An 18221-nucleotide genomic window follows, 5' to 3' on the forward strand; every position below is an offset into this window, starting at 1 on the left:
TTTACTGGGTATAAATAAGTCAGAGATAGTCAAAGGAAGTGATATTATGGAGTATAAAGATTATTATAAAATATTAGGTGTCGACAAAAAGGCCTCTGATGCTGAGATTAAGAAGGCTTTTAGGACGCTTGCCAAAAAGTATCACCCTGATTTGCATCAAGGTGACAAGGCGAACGAAGAAAAATTTAAGGAAATAAATGAGGCTTACGAAGTTTTGTCTGACAAGGAAAAGAGACAAAAGTACGACGCTTTCGGTTCTAACTACGACTTTAGAGGCGGCCAAAACTTTAACCCGAACGATTTTGGGTTTGGCGGCTTTGGCGGTGCTAATGGTAATGGCGGCACTTATTACAGATACGAAACAAACGGCTCTGGTGGCGACTTCTCCGACTTCTTTAATATGTTCTTTGGCGGCGATTCTCAATCAGCTTCAGGAAAAGGATCAGGCTTTAATATAAATGACATTTTTGGCGGAAAAGCGCAATCTAATAAAAAATCGGGCTTTAATATAAATGACTTATTTAGAGGCAAGGCAAAAAAAGAGAGACAAAGGTACAATACTGAGCTATATATCACGCTTGACGAAGCTTATCACGGCTCAAAGAGGTCAGTATCTTTAAACATTGACGGCAAAAACATTAATATAACTCTTAATATACCAAAGGGTATTACAGCTGGCAAGTCCATAAAAGTGGCTGGCGAAAAATGGGGCGTAAGTGGCGACATCTATTTCAAAATTCAATTCTTGAAGGACAGCCGCTACGAACTTGATGGTCTCGACATCAAGACAAGCGTAGACATCTACCCTTGGGGCGCGTATTTCGGCTGCGAAAGAGTGGTCGAAGTTTTTGACAAGAAGATCAAGATCAAGGTGCCAAAGGGCTACGACGTAAGCAAGCTTATGAGGATCAAGGGCAAGGGCTTTACTGATATGAAGGGCAATACAGGCGACTTATACATCAGATTTAACATGGTGAACCCAAAACTTGATGAGGAAAGCGAAAAATTATACAAAGAATTAGAAAATAAATATAAATAAATATAATAGAAGGTGATATTATGAACATGGATAAATTAACGAAAAAAACAATTGAGGCGATAAATAATTCGAATGAGGCTGCGAGGTCACTTGGCAATCCTGAGATAAGACCTGCGCACCTACTAAAGGCTCTACTTGAGGACAAGGAAGGCCTTATCAGAACTACGATTGAGGCGATGGGCGTAAATGTTGACGCGATGCTTATGGATGTCCAAGGCATAATTAACAATTTCCCTAAACAAAGCGGTTCAAACATTTATACTTCAGCTGAGTACAATAAAGTTTTGGAACTAGCAGAAAATGAGATGAAAAACTTTCAAGATGAGTACCTAAGCGTTGAACATCTATTCTTAGGTATTATGGAAGTGAAAAATGCGAACATCGATGCCATTTTCAAGAAATACAATATAACGAGAGCGGCATTCTTAGATACTTTGAAGGGCTTTCGTGGCAATCAAAATGTAACTAGCGATAACCCTGAGATGCGTTATCAAGCGCTTGAAAAATACGGCAGAGACCTTGTAGAATACGCAAGAAAGGGCAACATGGACCCAATTATAGGCCGTGACGATGAGATCAGAAACGTTCTTATGATTCTTTCGAGAAGAACAAAGAACAATCCTTGCTTAATCGGTGACCCAGGCGTTGGTAAGACAGCTATAGTCGAAGGTCTAGCACAAAGGATAGTTAAGGGCGACGTGCCAGAAAACTTAAAGGACAAGACAATTTTTGAGCTTGACATGGGCGCACTAATCGCTGGAGCTAAGTACAGAGGCGAGTTTGAAGAGAGATTAAAGGCAGTTTTAAAAGAAGTAGAAAAATCTGAAGGCAAGATAATTCTATTTATCGATGAAATTCACAACATCGTCGGAGCTGGCAGAACTGAAGGCTCTATGGACGCAGGAAACCTTCTAAAACCTTTACTTGCAAGAGGCGTTTTGAGAACCATCGGTGCGACAACCATTGACGAATACAGAAAATACATCGAAAAAGATAAGGCACTTGAAAGAAGATTCCAAAAAGTTATGGTCACTGAACCATCTGTTGAAGATACCATCTCCATCTTGAGAGGTTTAAAGGAAAAGTACGAGGTTTATCACGGAATCAGAATTTCTGACCCCGCTGTTATAGCTGCCGCAGTGCTTTCAGACAGATACATCACCGACAGATATTTACCAGACAAGGCAATAGACCTAATGGATGAGGCCTCGGCGATGATTAGAACTGAGATTGACTCGATGCCAGAGGAGCTTGACTCGAAGAGAAGGCTAATTATGCAGCTTGAGATCGAGAGAGAGGCTCTTAAAAAAGAGGACGACGAGCGCAGCATGAAGAGACTTGAAGAGCTTAACAAGGATTTGCAAGCACTTCAAGAGGAATACGACGTTAGTCTAAAGAAATGGCAAGAGGAAAAGGACAGGATAGAAGACGTTAAAGAGCTTAAGAAAAAGATAGATGAGACAAAATACGAGATAGAAAAAGCTCAAAGAGAGTACAATTTGGAAAAACTTTCCGAGCTAAAATATGGTACACTAGCGAAACTTGAGGCAGAACTTAAGGAAAAGAACGAAAATGTCAATGAAAAGCAAAAGTATTTAAAGCTTGAAGTTACTGAAAACGAGATCAGAGACGTTGTATCGAAGTGGACTGGCATACCTGTTTCTAAGCTTGAAGAGAGCGAAAAGGAAAAACTCTTAAAGCTTGACGAGATACTTCATCAAAGAGTAGTCGGTCAAGATGAGGCGATAGAAGCCGTATCAAACGCCATCATCAGAAACAGAGCGGGACTATCCGATCCGAACAGACCTATCGGCTCATTCATCTTCCTAGGACCAACTGGCGTAGGTAAGACAGAATTAACAAAGGCATTGACACAAGATTTATTTGACGATGAAAAGAACATGATTAGAATTGATATGAGCGAGTACATGGAAAAATTCGCTGTATCTAGGCTAATAGGCGCACCTCCAGGATACGTTGGCTACGAAGAAGGCGGCGAACTTACTGAAAAAGTAAGAAGAAAACCATATTCGGTAGTATTATTTGACGAGATAGAAAAGGCTCATCCAGATGTATTCAACATACTACTTCAAGTTTTGGACGATGGTAGATTAACTGATAATCAAGGCAGAACAGTCGATTTCAAGAACACCATCATTATCATGACAAGCAATATCGGCTCGCCAGATATACTTGAAGGAATTAGCGAAGACGGCAAGATTACAGACGAAACAAGAGAAAAAGTTAATGACGAGATGAAGGCCGCATTCAGACCAGAATTTTTAAACAGAATCGACGAGATTGTTATGTTTAAGCCGCTTATGAAGGCAGAAATCTTTGACATCATAGAAAAAGAAGTTGACAAGATCAGAGTTAAACTTGAAGCAAGATCCATCACTTTGACTATATCAGAAGCTTTGAAGGAATACATCCTTAAAGAAAGCTACTCATCAGCCTTTGGCGCAAGACCAGTTAAGAGATTCATCCAAAGAACAGTTGAGACAAAACTTTCTAGAATGATTATAGCTGGAGAAGTACTTGACGGCGAAAACATCACTATGGACTACGACGGCAAAGATATTACAGTTAAGAAAAATTAATAGCATAAGAAAAAGAGCTTGTACAAAAAATGTACAAGCTCTTTTTGTGTTTACTTGCTTTCATATTTTAAAAATCTCTTAGAAAGATACAAGGATATGATGATCTCCACCGCTGCAAAAACAGCAAGTAAGCTTAAATCGTGAAGATTTATAAATCGTAAGTTATTTGACTCAATCGCTAAAAAGCTTAGTCCAACTATTTTGAGTGCCCTATACGCAGTTCCCAAACCAAGTATAGTAAATATGCTAGATAAAAGCACTATGATACCGAAGGACTTTATCCTTATGGCAAGTGCGCTGAATATGGCGATTATTGGAAGTGATAATATTATGCTCATCATTATATAGTAAAAATATATGCTAAAGTTTATACTAGAGAAATTTGCTATAAATTTTCCTCCTATATAAAATAAGAAGAAAAAATATATTTGGCATAGACTTACTATGATGAAGGCTAAAATCGTCTTTGCTAATACAAAGGACATATTCTTTTTTGGACTCAGTCTTATGAATTTAAGTCCCGCCTTGTGCTCAACAGACCACAAACTTGCTACAACGATTGCAATTAAAGGTATATAGAAGAAGGAGAAGTAGAATAAACTTACTTGAGCCCACAGACTTTGCCACTCGTGCGTTAGTGAAGCCTTGTTACCCATGTAGTTTATAAGCCCAAAGGCGTTAGCTAATAAGGGTATTATGAGGCTTACTAGCAAAATATTTATAAATTTTATCTTTTTTAATTCTAATTTTAACATTTTTCCTCCTAGTCCTTCCATAAATTATATGATTTCATTGTTTTAATATAAATTATCATAAGCACTAAAAATGCAAAGGCAATGATTATGGTGTAGAAATTTATTGGGTTTAGCACTTGAACGAAGTTTTGGTTTTCTATCACATAAGAAACATTCAAAAGAGATGCCATCCAAGCAAATGGGTTGATAAATGAAAGCACTTTAGATGTTAGCATGGTGATGATACCTGTAAGACCGCCTATGATTGAGATAAATGAAAGGGTGTAGACTTTTTTCGATTTCATCTCCACTATCATGAAAAATCCCAAGAAAAATAAATTTATTATCAGTGCTGATAAGTTTACCAGTAGAAATCTTAGGAGCATTTCGCTGTTCATATTGAAGTTTACTGATTTTCTTGCGAGCAAGATAAAGAATAGAGCTTCAAGCGCTTGCAGCAAAATTAATTTTATGGATAAATTTTTAAATTTATTTATAAGTATATGGTTAACCTTCTCTCCGAGCATAATTTGAATTTTCCACATATTATTTTTTTCTTCAATCTCTATAACTTTTTTCACAAGGGACGAGATCAGTATTGGGTTTATCAGTAGTGATATAAATAAATAAGTGTCTAGGATGTAGGCAAGTGGATAGGCACCTTCTGCAAACGATTTCGAGTGGCTAACGCCTGCTACCATCAGCATTTGAGCGATAAAAACTACTATTATTAAGAAATTTATTCCAAGTCTTTTATATTTTTTCCTCTCTAAATTTTTCATCTTAAGACCTGCTTTCTTCAATAAATAGCTTTTCTAGACTTTCTTTTTCTTCCTCTATCCTGTATATATCAACTTTTCCTGTTAAAAAATTAACTATATCTGCAATATCTTGGTTAGATTTTTTACCTAAAATTATCTTTTTCTCACTTATGCAGTCTATGTCAAGGTCTAAAAGTTCTCTAGCCTTGTCATTATCAGAAGTTATCATTGATATATATGGCGGATGAAGCCTTCTGTATTCGTCCAGACTGCCATTGTAAGTCAAGTTACCCTCTTTAAGTATACCTATGTGAGTGGAAATTTTTTCGATTTCATCAAGTATGTGCGAAGAGATAAGTATGCTGGTAGATGTGTTTTTCACGATGTTTTTAAATAAATTTCTCATCTCCTCAATCCCTTGAGGGTCTAAACCATTGATTGGCTCATCTAATATTAATAGTTTTGGGCTGCCCATCAATGCCATGGCTATGCCGAGCCTTTGCTTCATGCCTAGTGAGTAGTTCCTAGCCTTTTTCTTGCCCACATTGTTAAGGCCTACTAGATCTAAAGTTTTATTGATGCTCTCTTTTTTAATTCCTTTTAGGCTTGCGACTATCTCAAGGTTTTCGTAGCCACTTAGGTGTTCGTAAAATGATGGATTTTCAATAAGAGCGCCAAGATTTTTATTAAAATCCTTTTGGTTTTTGGCGTTTACCTCTTGATCGAAGACTTTAACTGTGCCAGCGTCTTTTTTCACAAGACCAAGTACAATCTTCATAAGAGTTGACTTGCCGGCGCCATTCTTACCGATAAGGCCATAGATAGAGCCTTCTTCGATTTCCAAAGAATCAATGTCTAGGACCAACTTTTTGTTGTAAGATTTTTTTAAATTTTTTACTTCAAGTATTTTTTTCATAATCATTCCTCCTAAAATCATAATAGCACGCATAGATAAATATAAAGTTTACACAAGCTCACTTTTAGATAACAAATTCAAATAAAGCTAAATATATTAAAAAAATGTTGTATAATAATCTTAATGAGGTGGGGTAATGGATTTTAGAAGTAATTTTAGTATATTGTTAGTCGATGATGAAAAAAGTTTATTAGAAAATTTATATAATTTTTTGAAAGATAAAGGCTTTAAAGAGGTTTATACTGCCAAAAACTTGAAGGAGTCCAGATTTAAATTAGAAAATTATAAAATCGATTTGGTGGTTTTAGACTTAATGCTTCCAGACGGCAGTGGCTTTGATTTATTAAAGGAGATAAGAAGCACGTCTAATTTAGCGGTTATCATACTTTCAGCGCTTGATGGCATAGATGACAGAAGAGAAGGCTTTGAGAATAAGGCGGACGACTACCTTGTTAAGCCTTTCTTCCCAGATGAGCTGCTTTGGAGGATAGACGCAGTTTTAAGAAGAATTAAAAAAATTAAAAGCGAGGAGAAAATAAATTTAGGTAAAGTGGTTTTTGATAAATCGAGAGGCATACTTGAAAAGGGCGGCGAAGAAATTCCCTTAACAGCAAAGCAATTTAAAATTTTGGATTATTTATCCCAAAATATAAATACAATAGTTTCAATTGACCGAATTTTAGATAATATTTGGGAAGACTCTTATGGTTACGAAAACACCTTGATAATGCATATATACAGGCTCAGAGAAAAGCTTGAGGATGATCCAAGAAATCCCAAGATTTTGATCACAATAAAGGGTCTTGGCTACAAACTAATTAAAGAGGATTAAAATGTTTAATTATATATTAAAAAGATTTAAAAAAATTGTCATCAGAATACTAAGTTTATTATTTTTTCTATTATTACTACTTATGATATTTTTATACTTAAACTATAGATTAAATAATAAATATCCAAACCCTAATTATATTTACTCCTATGTGAATGAAAATAAAACGGATACTTATCTAAACGAGAAAAATACAGCGTTTTTACAAGAAAAAGATATTTGGGCTATAAGACTTGACAAAGAGGGAAATCTTATAGAGAGCTTTAATAAGCCAAAAGAGCTTAAGAACAAGTTTGATATAAGAGATGTGGCGAGATTTGCGAGATACTACTTAGCTAATTACCCTGTATTTACCTACGTTTTAGACGATGGCATAATTGTCTTTGCCTATCCGAAGCATTCCTTGGATAAATTGCCTTCAAACTACTACAGTTACAGCAAATTTATTTTCAATATAATACTTGTTTTGGGATTTTTAATTTTATTCTTATTATTTGTCTATGTATTTTATAAGATAGATATTAAAAATATCCTTAAAAATATACTCCCACTGCAAAGAGCCATAGATAAGCTGTATGAGGATGACTACGAAAAGCTTGATGAATACGGCGACTTGAAAGATTTGACGAAAACCATAAACGAGGCGAATGAAAAATACAGGGAGCTAAAAAAGTCTCAAGGCAAATGGATTAGAGGCGTTAGCCACGATGTGAGGACGCCGCTTGCGAAAATTTCTTGGGAAGTAAACAAAGAAAATCCAGATAAAAAACTTATACAGGACGAGGTTTTGAAAATTTCAAACATCTTAGAGGGGCTAAACCTCACTATATCGCTCTCTAGCATTGATAAAGAGAATTTTACTAGTGAAAACCCATTAAAAATAATCAGAAAACTTATAGTTGATAAACTAAATGAAAATCCAGAGCGAGAAATTATTTTCGAAAATAATATTAAAACAGATACGAAAATTAAGATGGATGAGAATTTATTTTACAGAATGCTTGAAAATATCTTGAAAAATGCACTTACTTATACATCTGGCAAAATTAAAGTTACGCTTGGAGAGGGTGAAGACGTGATAAGTATCACTATATCGGACGAAGGCAGTGGCGTAAGTGAAGATATTATCAAGAGAATTAACGAAGAAGATTTGACAAATATTACAAAACATGGCTTAGGCTTATTTATTTCTAAGCAAATAGCTGAGCTACACGATGCGAAATTTATTATAAAAAATAAAAACTCAGGTTTGGAAGTATCATTTATCTTTGATAAATAAAGTGAATAAAAAAGGAAAAGAGCTTGTACAAAAATGTACAGGCTCTTTTTGAAGGAGATATTTCAAAATGAAAAAATATTTTCATCAAATTATAATTAATGTTTCCTTTGAACTTTCTTATAGCTCCTTAGAAGAAAATAAATTATTGCAAGGCCAATAATTAGTCCCACGGCTTTCAAAATTAAATAATTATCCATATGTAAACCTCCTTAAGGTGCTTAGGAATCACTTGAGCGTGATAAATCGTTCAATTATATATACCCAAAATTTTTAATAATAAACATAATTATAGACTTATTTAAAAATATTGACAAAAAAACGAAAATGTAATACAATGTAATAAATAAAGGAGGAAGAGCTATGACTATATCAGTTAGATTAAGTGAAAGAGATGCGAAATTATTCAAAACTTATGCCGATATCAATGGTATAAGCATGTCTGAACTTATTAGAAGCTCTGTTTTGGAGCGCATCGAGGACGAATACGACATCAAAATTTACGAAGAAGCGATGAAAGAATATTTGTCTGATCCAGAGACTTATTCTATGGACGAAGTAGAGAAAGAGCTTGGTCTGTGATGCGCTACAAATTAGTTTTTTCAAAGAGGGCGCTTAAGGAGCTTAAAAAGATGGATAAGGCCGTGAGCGCACTAATATTTGCATGGCTCAGGAAAAATATCGATGGAGCGAGTGACCCAAGGGCTTTTGGCAAGGCGCTTAAAGGTGACAAGAAGGATATGTGGCGCTACAGGATAGGCGACTACCGCGTTCTAGCGAATATTGAGGATGAGAGCCTAATCATAATCGCGATTGAAATTGGTCACAGAAGAGATATTTATAAATAAATCCGTCCATTTCCTTGACAAATTATTTTTCTTGTGCTACAATCATCATTGTAATAATTAATATTTATCACTAGGGGAGCCATTGGCTGAGAGATTTATCGACCCTTATGACCTGATCTGGTTAGTACCAGCGTAGGCAAGTGCGAGTAAACTCCTAGTGACATCATTAGGGGGTTTTTTTATGAAAAAATTTAGTACAAAAATATTGACTGAAGCGGCTGTTATGATTGCTTTGTCAATAGTTCTTGGTAGATTCAAGATTTTTGAAATGCCTCAAGGCGGCTCAATCACTCTTGGACAAATGATTCCACTTTTATTCTTCGCAATAAGACATGGCGCTGGCTATGGTATAATCGTAGGCGCTGTTTATGGCGTTCTAGACATGCTGCTTGGCGGCTACATCTACACACCTATCCAAGCTATACTTGATTATCCACTAGCTTTTGGCTTACTTGGACTTGCTGGATGCTTCTCTAAACAAATTGTTAGCGAAGGAAAATCTTTCTACGTACCAGTCGCTGTTATAGTCGGCGTTCTAGGTAGATTCATCTGCCACGTTTTATCTGGCTACATCTTCTTCGCAGAATATGCAGAAGGATCAGGCCACGGTCCACTTATGTACTCAGTTATTTATAATGGTACTTTCTTGGGAGTGGAAGCGGTTATTGCTTTTGTAATTATACTTATATTATCCAAAAACGTATTGTTATATGGATTGGATAGAAGCAGATAAGATTTTCTTATAAAAAATTATATATCTTTTGCATTGGCTATTATGGGTTTATATCTATAGTAGCCTTCCTTTTTTATTTTGTGTTCAAGAAGAACCTCGTCCATACGGACGAGAACCTTGGTGCTTTGCACTCGCGCCCGTAGAAGCTTTTTGAGTACTTAAGGCAATTCTTTCAGTGCAAACTTGTAAAGAGAAATCTCCCTCTACTAGTCCTAAGACAAATTTGTATGTCTTGAGTAAGTAAATATTAATAAGCTTAGTTTTCCTCTTCACTAGCCCTAAGACAAAAATGCTGCTTTTGATTAGAAAAAGACGGAAATATATCCGTCTTTAGAAATTTATAAGGATTAAATTGTAAAATGTGATATAATGTTATATAGAATGATTAGAAATACAATATCACATACAACGGCTTAGTATTATTAGATGAGGACTTTTGTGTAGAATTTATAGATATTTTAAATGTGTTATATCAGAGATATTGGAGTATAGAATTGAAAATACTAATGATTGAAGATGACAGCACAATTGCCTTTGCTGTTAAAACTTACTTAAACAAACATAATATTGAAACTATTATTTATAACAAGCTTTCTCTGACAGAAAATCTTAATTTTAATGATTTTGATTTAATTCTTCTGGATGTCAATCTTCCTGATGGTTCAGGTTTTGATTTTTTAAAGTGGCTAAGGGGATTTTCTGACCTTCCTGTAATAATGATTACTGTAAAAGATGAAGACGAGTATGTAATAAAAGGTCTTTCCCAAGGAGCAGATGACTATATTACAAAACCTTTTTCTCTTCCTGTCCTAAAGGCGAGAATAGACAATGTATTTAGCAGAAGAATAAAAAAGGTTGAAGAACTGACTTTTGAAAATTTATCTTTAGATCTTATATCAAAACAAGCTTCGATAGATGGAAAAGATTTAGACCTTAACTTAAAAGAGTTTGCTATATTGGAAATGCTCTTAGAAAACCAGAATATAAATCTACTAAGAGAGCGAATTTTAGATTATGTTTGGGGTTATGATTTTTATGAAGTAAATGACAATACCCTAACTGTCACTATAAAAAGACTCAGATCTAAACTCGGAGATTATGGCAGTCATATAAAAACTCTTAGAGGGATAGGATATAGGTGGGACAATGAATAAAAACAAAAATATTTTACTTGTCTTAATTTTAAATTTGATAATGTCTTTATTTGTAGTTTATCTCAATCCAAGATTTGATATTCTAACACTTATAGGTTTTTTACTTATAAATATAATTCTATTTATAGTTATTTCAAAAATTGAAAAGAAAAAAGAAAAAGCTCTTGAGGATAAGATTAATAATATATTTAACCTACTACATTCGCTTGATATAAACTCTGATAATTACGAAATTATAGACGATGAATTTGGTAAACTCAGAGATGAGATTATTAAAATTATTATAGAGAATAAGAGAATAGCTGAAAATGCAGAGAAAAATAAGGAAACTTTAAGAGAATATACTGAAGACATTGCTCATCAAATAAAAACTCCGTTGACTGGATCACTATTATTGTTAGACCTATTAGAAGACGAAATTGATAATGTTTCAGAAGAATATATAGAAAGACTTAGAGATAATTTACTTAGACTACATAACTTATCTGACATTTTATTAAAATTGGCAGCCCTTGATTCTGGAACAATAGAAATGGCAAAAGATAGTATATCAGCTAGAGAGTTAATTGAAGATATCATACGAAATCTAAAAGATTATTTTATCAATGATAATATTGAAATTCCTCTTGATGGAGAAGACTTTTATCTTATATGTGATAAGAAATGGACCTATGAAGCAGCATTTAATGTGATGAAAAATGGTCTAGAAGCTACAGAAGATAGGCATATAGAAATTCACTTAAAAGAAACGAACTTATATAAGAGTATATTTGTGGAAGATTTTTCTAAAGGTTTAGATAGAGAAATGTTAGAAAAAGTTTTTAAACGTTTTTATAAACTGGATCCAAATTCAAAAGGTTATGGGATTGGGCTTCCTATGGCAAAATCTGTTATGGAAAGGCAAAATGGAGAGCTTTTATATCATAAGGGGAAGAAATCAAATTCCTTTGAACTGAGATTTTATAATTGATTTAATTATGGCTGTGTAAATAAAGCACAGTCATTTTTTCTAGTCACTTTCCAGTCACTTAAGCCTAGTATTATATAGACAAGTTAAGGAGGGCTAAATATGAATATTGTAAAAACAGTAAATTTAACAAAAACTTACAATAGTGGAGTAGAAGTACACGCTCTATCAAATGTGAATTTTGAAATGGAAAAAGGAGATCTTGTTGCCATTATTGGAGATAGCGGGTCAGGAAAGTCTACCTTGCTTCATCTATTAGCAGGAGTTGATAAACCAACAAGTGGGGATATTTTTATTCAAGATAAAAATATTACCAAGTTTAACAAAGATGAGATGACAATCTTTCGAAGAAGGAATATAGGCGTAGTATATCAATTTTTTAATTTGATTCCAAACATCAACGTTCGAAAAAATATTTTACTTCCTCTTTTGTTAGACAATAAAAAGGCAGATGAAGAATATTTAAAGGAAATTTTATCGATACTAGGAATAGAAGGAAAGCTTGATAGGTATCCAAAACAATTATCAGGTGGCGAGCAACAAAGAGTCGCTATTGCCAGAAGTCTTATTACAAGACCTGCAATAATCTTAGCAGATGAACCTACAGGAAATCTCGATAGAAAAAATTCTGAAGAAATCACAGGGCTTTTTAGACTAGTAAATAAGAGATTAAATTCTACAATTATGATAATAACTCATGATGAAAAAGTAGCAAATTCTTGTGATAAGGTCTATAGAATGGTAGATGGTAGGTTAAATTTCTTAGGAGATGAAACTTATGAAAATTATTAATGACCTAGCTGATGGAGCTGTAAAAAATAATAAGAAAGACAGTTTTGCTATTAAAATATCAATACTTTTAGCAGTGATTTTACTAGGAACTGTTATTTTTGTTTTCGACTCAATGAACACTGAACAGTATGAATATGTAAAGAAAGCTATTGGAGATTATCATGTAGATATAGCTGAAATTGACGAAAGTTTTTATGATAAATTAAAAAACGATACAGATATAGAAAAAGTTTCTTTCAATAAAATTATTAATACAGACTTAAATGCGGTTATATATGAAAATGGAGATTATGAAAGTCTTCTCGGCTATGAAATTAAAAATGGCAGAAAACCAGAAAATTCAAATGAACTTTTAGTACCAGAGAGATTTTTAATAAAAAATAAGGAGTACGATTTAGGTTCTGAGATTATTGAAAATAAAAAGACATATACCATAGTTGGTGTTTACGATGATTATGGATATTCTTTTGAAGATACTATGCTTATAGGTTTAGCAGATAGTAATAAAAAGGATTATCTATTTGACAACAATGCTGGAATAGAAGCATGGATTTGGTATAAAAGCATAAGGGATACCTACACAAAGACTCGAAAAATTTTATCTGAAATGAATATTGATGAGAAACAAGCCTTAGATATTGGAAGAGTATTTTACAACAAACATATTTTAGAACACAGTATGGTTTATCCTAAAGGAATTATTCCACCTAAAAGTGTTGTAAATTTAGCTATAGAAAAATATGGGATAGCTTTTTTTCTCACCGTACTTTTTGCCTTTATTATCTATGGTGCTTTTAATGTATGGAATACTAGAGATTTAAAAGAAATTGCTCTATTAAAAAGCACTGGGATGACAGATAAGCAGGTCAAAAAAATGATTCGAAAGAAAGCTTTTAAACTTTCAACCTTACCAATAGCCTTGGGAACAATCTTATCTTTGGCTTCTGCAAATCTGCTCTTATATTTGATGTGGCTTAACAATTCTATATCCTATAAAAATATGTCTGAGATAGTAGGAGAAAGTTTAATATCGCCAGACTTTCATTTCGTTTGTCCAAATCCTATTTCTATAATAATCATTCTCTTATTATCTCTTTTAATGGTGTATTTGTCTGCGACGATCCCTGCTAGGAAGAGTGCAAAATTAAAGATAATAGAAGGTTTAAATGGAATTACAGAAAAAAATATAAAATTAGGAAAATCAAAAATAAATGGACCTATAGAAAAGACTTTAGCAAAAGATTATTATAGGTCATATCGATCAACCTATCGAATTATTGTAATCTCAATGGCTCTTTCTGCCTTTGTATTGACAACAGTTTTGGTTAGCCAATCATATAGAACTTTGAACGAAAAATATAACTCTTATAAAAGTCCTTACAATTTTGACTCTAGTATTTATGTAGATGATTTTTTGGATAAAAACTTTGTTCACGATATAGAAAAAGTTGAAGGCATAGACCAATTGCATGTATATCAAAGAGTAGATACAAAATTTTACGCTGGTGAAAATGAGGACTTTATTTCTAAGGATTTAAATGAAGCCTTGAATAGCGGTAAAATACCGGAAGATAAATTATATTCCAATATATATGCCTTAAAAGATGAGGATTTTGAAAAACTTTTAAATGAAAATAATATTTCGAATGCAAAGTATTTACTACTAAATAAAATTGCAAAAGATAGTAGAAGTCCTTATTCTTTAAATGAATATATAAAAATTTCTGATAAGGATACAGGAAAAGTTACTTTAAAATATAATGCACAGGGCAAACCAATAAATATAAAAATTGACGCAAGTATTGATGAAATGCCTTATGACTTAGAAGCTTATGATAATAATGAAATATCCATCTACACAAGCACAAGTAATATGAAGAAATTTATTGATGAGTATGGAATAGATAAATCAGATCCTGTTTACTATTATTTTGTAAAAATCAAAGCTGATAAAAATAAAGAAAAAGTATTTGAAGATGCCGAAAAAGTGATTTCGACCTATGTTCCAAAATCAGATCATGGCACTTCTACAGAAATTATAAAAGCTGCTATGAATAAAGAACAAACGAGAAATGAAAAACTTTTAAATCTTGGCATCCAAATCATTCTTATAACCATTGCTCTGTCCAATGCCTATAATAGTTTTAAAGGCAACCTTAGGGCAAGAGCCAATGACTTTAAACTTCTATCAACAGCAGGTATGACAGAAAAACAAATGGAAAAGATGGTCTTCGGAGAGGGGAAAATATTGTTTAAAAATATTTTCTTAGCCTATATCTTTATGTTCATTATTGGAATTGCATTGAGAGCCTATAGAAGTAACTATGAATTAGGATTTGCGATAAAAGGTCTGATAACAAATATGAATTATATCCCTCTAATAGTAGTATTTGTATTTATGATTGCAGGAGTTTTATTTGCGATAAAAAGTGGTTTTAAAACAATAAATGAAAACTCAGATAATACTTTCAAGAGTATATAAGAAAAAGGCTATGAGCATTAAAACTCATAGCCTTTTATCTTGCCACCTAAAGACTTTATGAACTAGTTTTTCTAAAATCCCTAATTCAATGAACCCTTGAGCTTGCTCTGAAAAATCTGTTTGTGCAGGTTCATTGACAAGGGCAATTGTATTGTGACGATAAATGAAAACACTTTTCTCAATAAATAGATCAGAATAAGTGTTTTATTTAAAGAGAACAATATCAATTGTCTAGTTTTAAATTTCGACGGAAAAGCAAGATGATTTGTCAAAGTTGAGAATTTTTCTGAACGAGTTGAACTTATTGTTCATCGCAGTGAAGAAAAAATTTGAAACGAGTCAAAAGGATTAACCTCTTAGGGACAGAGAAAATAATAAAAACTTGGAAAGGAGGTAATTCTCATATCAAAAACGAAAAGAACAGGACAAACGGTACTTTATGAGCGTTTAAGTCGTGATGATGAAATGGTAGGGGACAGCAATTCCATCACCAATCAAAAACAGCTGCTTGAAAGCTATGCGAAAAGAAACGGTTTTGTAAATATCTATCACTATACCGTTGATGGAGTAAGTGGAACAGGCTGAAAGTGTTAGAAGCTGTATAGATAAATTGCTGCAAGAAAAGAGAGGACTAACACAGGTCAAGAAGCATGAGTTAGGTCTGTAAAACTTAGTAAAAATATGATATAATATTATAAATATAGAGTGAAATAAAATTCAAATTAACTTAAGGAGGTGTGTTGAAATACAAAAAGTAAAGATAGAAAAGAATACTGTTCAGGAAACATTGCTTGTGCCACTATATGGTAGAAAAATGTGTTCTGAAAAATTTCCTGAACTTTATACAGACATTTTCGCAAAGAATTTATGTGATAGTTTGGATTATGATTTTTCAGAATTAGAGAGAAAAAATAATTCGTTTTTATATGAGTTTGGATCACTTGAAGCAGCAATGCGTCAATTAGATATTATGTGGGAAATCAAAGAATATCTAAAGACTTATCCGAAGGCAACTGTTGTAAATCTTGGCTGCGGCTTAGACGAAACAGGAAAAGCTTGTGATAATGGAAGTTGTAAGATAGTCAATATAGATTTCCCCGATGTTATAGAAGTTCGTAATCAGCTTATTTCAAATTATGAAAGAGAAAAAAATGTTGCTTGTGATTTAAAAGATTATTCATGGATGAACGAAGTAGACGGTTCAAATGGAGTTATTTTCTTTGCGGCAGGGGTATTTCATTATTTTAAGAGAAACGAAGTAAAGGATTTGGTTTTAGAGCTTTCTAAAAGATATGTAGGAGGCTGCTTGATTTTTGATAGTGTAGGTAAGCTCGGTTTAAAGCTGATGATGTCAAAGACACTAAAAAATATGGGTATCAGCGATGTAGAAGGATTATTCTATACAAACAATCCGATACAAGATCTTAATTGGTCAGAGAAAATAAAAATTACCTCAAAGGGCTATATGTTGGGCTACTATGATATGAAAAGTCCGGGCGTTCGCTTCTCTCATCGTTTACTTGCAAAGATAGGCGATGATATGATGAAGATGGCTATAAATAAAATTGAGTTTGTTTAACTCAAGCAACTAAATACAATCTATAACATATCAACTTACGAAACAGTAAATCAAAAAAAGGTTTACTGTTTTTTCTTTGTCAAAAATGGAAAGGAGAACTTATGGAAGAAGAAAAAAGGAAAATACAAGCACCACCCAATAAACAGTTAATAATGGATATTGGAAAGACAAAATATACTGTAAACCTATATTTCAAGCAAGGTACAGGCGAAACATACAAGGATAAAATACTAAAGCTAATCATGAGAGAAACAGAGAAGATATAAATTTGTCAAAGAAATTTTATTTATGTCCTTGACAAATCTTCCCAAAGGGATTGCTTTAACAAGAAAGTTAAAATATTAACACATAATTAACAAAGATAAAATTAAAAATTCACAATTCATAAAAACAGTGCAAAAAAGCTAGTAAAAACTCTTCACATAAAAAATATTGGTGCTATAATATCAAAAAAGGAGATTGATGAAATGAAAATAAAAGAATTTTTACACAAGAAAAACGTGCTCGTGTCCTACAAGGTCTACCTTATTGACGTGCTTGGTAACATGGCGATGGGTCTGTTCGCATCGCTACTGATCGGCACCATACTAAACACAATCGGCACACATACTGGAGCGAAATTTTTATCTGAAGAGCTTTGGCCGCTTTGCAAAGATATGACTGGCCCAGCCATCGCCGCGGCGATAGGGGTCGCACTAAAGGCGCCAAACCTAGTTATGCTCTCATCGCTTACAGTTGGCTACATAGGAAACCAGCTTGGCGGACCTGTTGGCTGCCTTATCGCATCGGTCGTTGCGATTGAGCTCGGCAAACTTATTTCAAAGGAAACCATGATAGACATCATCGCAACACCACTAACTGTAATACTTTCAGGCTTTGCCATCGCAAAATTCGTTGGCCCGTCCATCAACATGATGATGGTGGGACTAGGCGATATAATCATTGAAGCGACTAAGCTAAGACCATTCTTTATGGGCATCATAGTTTCTTTGATAGTCGGCATGGTTATGACTCTGCCTATATCGTCGGCGGCTCTTTGTATGATGCTTGGGCTAAGCGATCTCGCTGCAGGCGCTGCAACTGCTGGCTGCTGCGCGCAAATGGTGGGCTTCGCGGTGATCAGTTTTAAGGTAAATCGCTTCGACGGTCTGCTTGCTCAAGGACTCGGCACTAGCATGCTACAAATACCAAACATAGTAAAGAACTGGAAGATATGGCTTGCGCCAAGCTTAGCGTCCATGGTGACTGGACCCATCGCGACATGTGTATTTGGGTTAAAAAACACACCGCTAGGAGCTGGTATGGGTACTTCTGGATTAGTCGGAATTCTAGAAACTTTCAACGCAATGCAAGGTGCAGATATGACCATGACAATGCTTGGAGTTCTTTTGACATATATAGTGCTACCAGCGGTTTTATCGCTTTTATTCCATAATTTATTCAAAAAAATGAATCTTGTGAAGGACGACGATCTATTACTTTCGCGTTAAATTATTTTTTATTCCAAT

17 protein-coding genes, 1 pseudogene and 1 riboswitch are annotated in these 18221 nt (G+C 33.8%); of the genes and pseudogenes, 15 read left to right on the forward strand and 3 right to left on the reverse strand.

Features of this window, described 5'->3' with window-relative positions; translation table 11 throughout:
• Window positions 1-46: 46 nt before the first annotated feature.
• Together BN30_RS05405 and clpB are read left to right on the forward strand one after the other, a co-directional pair.
• Window positions 47-1039, forward strand: a complete 993-nt coding sequence (locus BN30_RS05405; protein WP_019214496.1) for a DnaJ domain-containing protein — start codon at window positions 47-49, stop codon at window positions 1037-1039.
• Window positions 1040-1059: 20 nt separating this feature from the next.
• Window positions 1060-3639 carry an ATP-dependent chaperone ClpB gene (gene clpB / locus BN30_RS05410; RefSeq protein ID WP_019214497.1) on the forward strand — a complete coding sequence of 860 codons (2580 nt, stop codon included), beginning with the start codon at window positions 1060-1062 and terminating at the stop codon, window positions 3637-3639.
• Window positions 3640-3689: 50 nt separating this feature from the next.
• Here the strand turns inward: clpB and BN30_RS05415 are convergent, their stop codons facing one another.
• Genes BN30_RS05415 through BN30_RS05425 form a run of 3 tightly spaced genes read right to left on the reverse strand, consistent with a single transcriptional unit; the run spans window position 3690 to window position 6050 of the window.
• A complete protein-coding gene (locus BN30_RS05415; protein WP_019214498.1) occupies window positions 3690-4394 on the reverse strand; it encodes an ABC transporter permease in 705 nt (234 codons plus the stop codon).
• Between the two features lie 8 nt (window positions 4395-4402).
• A complete protein-coding gene (locus BN30_RS05420) occupies window positions 4403-5155 on the reverse strand; it encodes an ABC transporter permease (protein ID WP_026880665.1) in 753 nt (250 codons plus the stop codon).
• Window position 5156: 1 nt separating this feature from the next.
• Entirely contained in the window at window positions 5157-6050 is an 894-nt protein-coding gene (locus BN30_RS05425; RefSeq protein WP_019214500.1) for an ABC transporter ATP-binding protein, read from the reverse strand.
• 136 nt (window positions 6051-6186) lie between these two features.
• Here BN30_RS05425 and BN30_RS05430 point away from each other — a divergent pair, with 136 nt between their 5' ends.
• From BN30_RS05430 to BN30_RS05490, 13 genes and pseudogenes are all read left to right on the forward strand, one after another.
• On the forward strand, window positions 6187-6882 hold the full coding sequence (locus BN30_RS05430) for a response regulator transcription factor (RefSeq protein WP_019214501.1): 696 nt from the start codon (window positions 6187-6189) through the stop codon (window positions 6880-6882).
• Between the two features lies 1 nt (window position 6883).
• Complete coding sequence (locus tag BN30_RS05435; protein WP_019214502.1) at window positions 6884-8161, forward strand: sensor histidine kinase; 1278 nt, start codon at window positions 6884-6886, stop codon at window positions 8159-8161.
• A gap of 360 nt (window positions 8162-8521) precedes the next feature.
• Window positions 8522-8740 carry a type II toxin-antitoxin system RelB family antitoxin gene (gene relB / locus BN30_RS05445; protein WP_019214504.1) on the forward strand — a complete coding sequence of 73 codons (219 nt, stop codon included), beginning with the start codon at window positions 8522-8524 and terminating at the stop codon, window positions 8738-8740.
• A complete protein-coding gene (locus BN30_RS05450; RefSeq protein ID WP_019214505.1) occupies window positions 8740-9006 on the forward strand; it encodes a type II toxin-antitoxin system RelE family toxin in 267 nt (88 codons plus the stop codon). The genes relB and BN30_RS05450 overlap by 1 nt, the downstream gene beginning before the upstream one ends.
• Before the next feature lie 62 nt (window positions 9007-9068).
• Window positions 9069-9162: riboswitch (TPP riboswitch) on the forward strand.
• A 25-nt stretch (window positions 9163-9187) separates the two neighbouring features.
• Window positions 9188-9739 (forward strand): energy-coupled thiamine transporter ThiT, encoded by a 552-nt coding sequence (gene thiT, locus BN30_RS05455; protein WP_019214506.1) that lies wholly within the window; start codon window positions 9188-9190, stop codon window positions 9737-9739.
• 494 nt (window positions 9740-10233) lie between these two features.
• Window positions 10234-10893: a response regulator transcription factor gene (locus BN30_RS05460; protein WP_019214507.1), complete on the forward strand. Its 660-nt coding sequence runs from the start codon at window positions 10234-10236 to the stop codon at window positions 10891-10893.
• Entirely contained in the window at window positions 10886-11863 is a 978-nt protein-coding gene (locus BN30_RS05465) for a sensor histidine kinase (RefSeq protein ID WP_019214508.1), read from the forward strand. The genes BN30_RS05460 and BN30_RS05465 overlap by 8 nt, the downstream gene beginning before the upstream one ends.
• Before the next feature lie 99 nt (window positions 11864-11962).
• Window positions 11963-12652, forward strand: coding sequence for an ABC transporter ATP-binding protein (locus BN30_RS05470; protein WP_019214509.1), 690 nt, complete (start codon window positions 11963-11965; stop codon window positions 12650-12652).
• Window positions 12639-15134: an FtsX-like permease family protein gene (locus BN30_RS05475; RefSeq protein WP_019214510.1), complete on the forward strand. Its 2496-nt coding sequence runs from the start codon at window positions 12639-12641 to the stop codon at window positions 15132-15134. The genes BN30_RS05470 and BN30_RS05475 overlap by 14 nt, the downstream gene beginning before the upstream one ends.
• A gap of 465 nt (window positions 15135-15599) precedes the next feature.
• A pseudogene (locus tag BN30_RS10575) lies at window positions 15600-15713 on the forward strand (recombinase family protein); the annotation flags it as partial.
• A gap of 235 nt (window positions 15714-15948) precedes the next feature.
• Window positions 15949-16713 (forward strand): class I SAM-dependent methyltransferase, encoded by a 765-nt coding sequence (locus BN30_RS05480; RefSeq protein ID WP_341348924.1) that lies wholly within the window; start codon window positions 15949-15951, stop codon window positions 16711-16713.
• Between the two features lie 101 nt (window positions 16714-16814).
• Window positions 16815-16979: a transposon-encoded TnpW family protein gene (locus BN30_RS05485; protein ID WP_019214512.1), complete on the forward strand. Its 165-nt coding sequence runs from the start codon at window positions 16815-16817 to the stop codon at window positions 16977-16979.
• Between the two features lie 201 nt (window positions 16980-17180).
• Window positions 17181-18203 (forward strand): PTS sugar transporter subunit IIC, encoded by a 1023-nt coding sequence (locus tag BN30_RS05490; protein ID WP_019214513.1) that lies wholly within the window; start codon window positions 17181-17183, stop codon window positions 18201-18203.
• Window positions 18204-18221: the final 18 nt, after the last annotated feature.

This window comes from Fenollaria massiliensis (genome assembly GCF_000312505.2).
In the GTDB taxonomy this organism is placed as follows: Bacteria; Bacillota; Clostridia; order Tissierellales; family Peptoniphilaceae; genus Fenollaria; species Fenollaria massiliensis.

Excerpts from the sequence above, each read along its gene's own strand:
- BN30_RS05480 (WP_341348924.1), top strand. The coding sequence starts at position 15,949 with ATGTGTTCTGAAAAATTTCCTGAACTTTATACAGACATTTTCGCAAAG.
- BN30_RS05490 (WP_019214513.1), top strand. The coding sequence starts at position 17,181 with ATGAAAATAAAAGAATTTTTACACAAGAAAAACGTGCTCGTGTCCTAC.
- BN30_RS05435 (WP_019214502.1), top strand. The coding sequence starts at position 6,884 with ATGTTTAATTATATATTAAAAAGATTTAAAAAAATTGTCATCAGAATA.
- BN30_RS05415 (WP_019214498.1), bottom strand. The coding sequence starts at position 4,394 with ATGTTAAAATTAGAATTAAAAAAGATAAAATTTATAAATATTTTGCTA.
- BN30_RS05420 (WP_026880665.1), bottom strand. The coding sequence starts at position 5,155 with ATGAAAAATTTAGAGAGGAAAAAATATAAAAGACTTGGAATAAATTTC.
- BN30_RS05430 (WP_019214501.1), top strand. The coding sequence starts at position 6,187 with ATGGATTTTAGAAGTAATTTTAGTATATTGTTAGTCGATGATGAAAAA.
- relB (WP_019214504.1), top strand. The coding sequence starts at position 8,522 with ATGACTATATCAGTTAGATTAAGTGAAAGAGATGCGAAATTATTCAAA.
- BN30_RS05450 (WP_019214505.1), top strand. The coding sequence starts at position 8,740 with ATGCGCTACAAATTAGTTTTTTCAAAGAGGGCGCTTAAGGAGCTTAAA.
- BN30_RS05465 (WP_019214508.1), top strand. The coding sequence starts at position 10,886 with ATGAATAAAAACAAAAATATTTTACTTGTCTTAATTTTAAATTTGATA.
- BN30_RS05475 (WP_019214510.1), top strand. The coding sequence starts at position 12,639 with ATGAAAATTATTAATGACCTAGCTGATGGAGCTGTAAAAAATAATAAG.
- BN30_RS05425 (WP_019214500.1), bottom strand. The coding sequence starts at position 6,050 with ATGAAAAAAATACTTGAAGTAAAAAATTTAAAAAAATCTTACAACAAA.
- thiT (WP_019214506.1), top strand. The coding sequence starts at position 9,188 with ATGAAAAAATTTAGTACAAAAATATTGACTGAAGCGGCTGTTATGATT.
- BN30_RS05485 (WP_019214512.1), top strand. The coding sequence starts at position 16,815 with ATGGAAGAAGAAAAAAGGAAAATACAAGCACCACCCAATAAACAGTTA.
- clpB (WP_019214497.1), top strand. The coding sequence starts at position 1,060 with ATGAACATGGATAAATTAACGAAAAAAACAATTGAGGCGATAAATAAT.
- BN30_RS05405 (WP_019214496.1), top strand. The coding sequence starts at position 47 with ATGGAGTATAAAGATTATTATAAAATATTAGGTGTCGACAAAAAGGCC.
- BN30_RS05470 (WP_019214509.1), top strand. The coding sequence starts at position 11,963 with ATGAATATTGTAAAAACAGTAAATTTAACAAAAACTTACAATAGTGGA.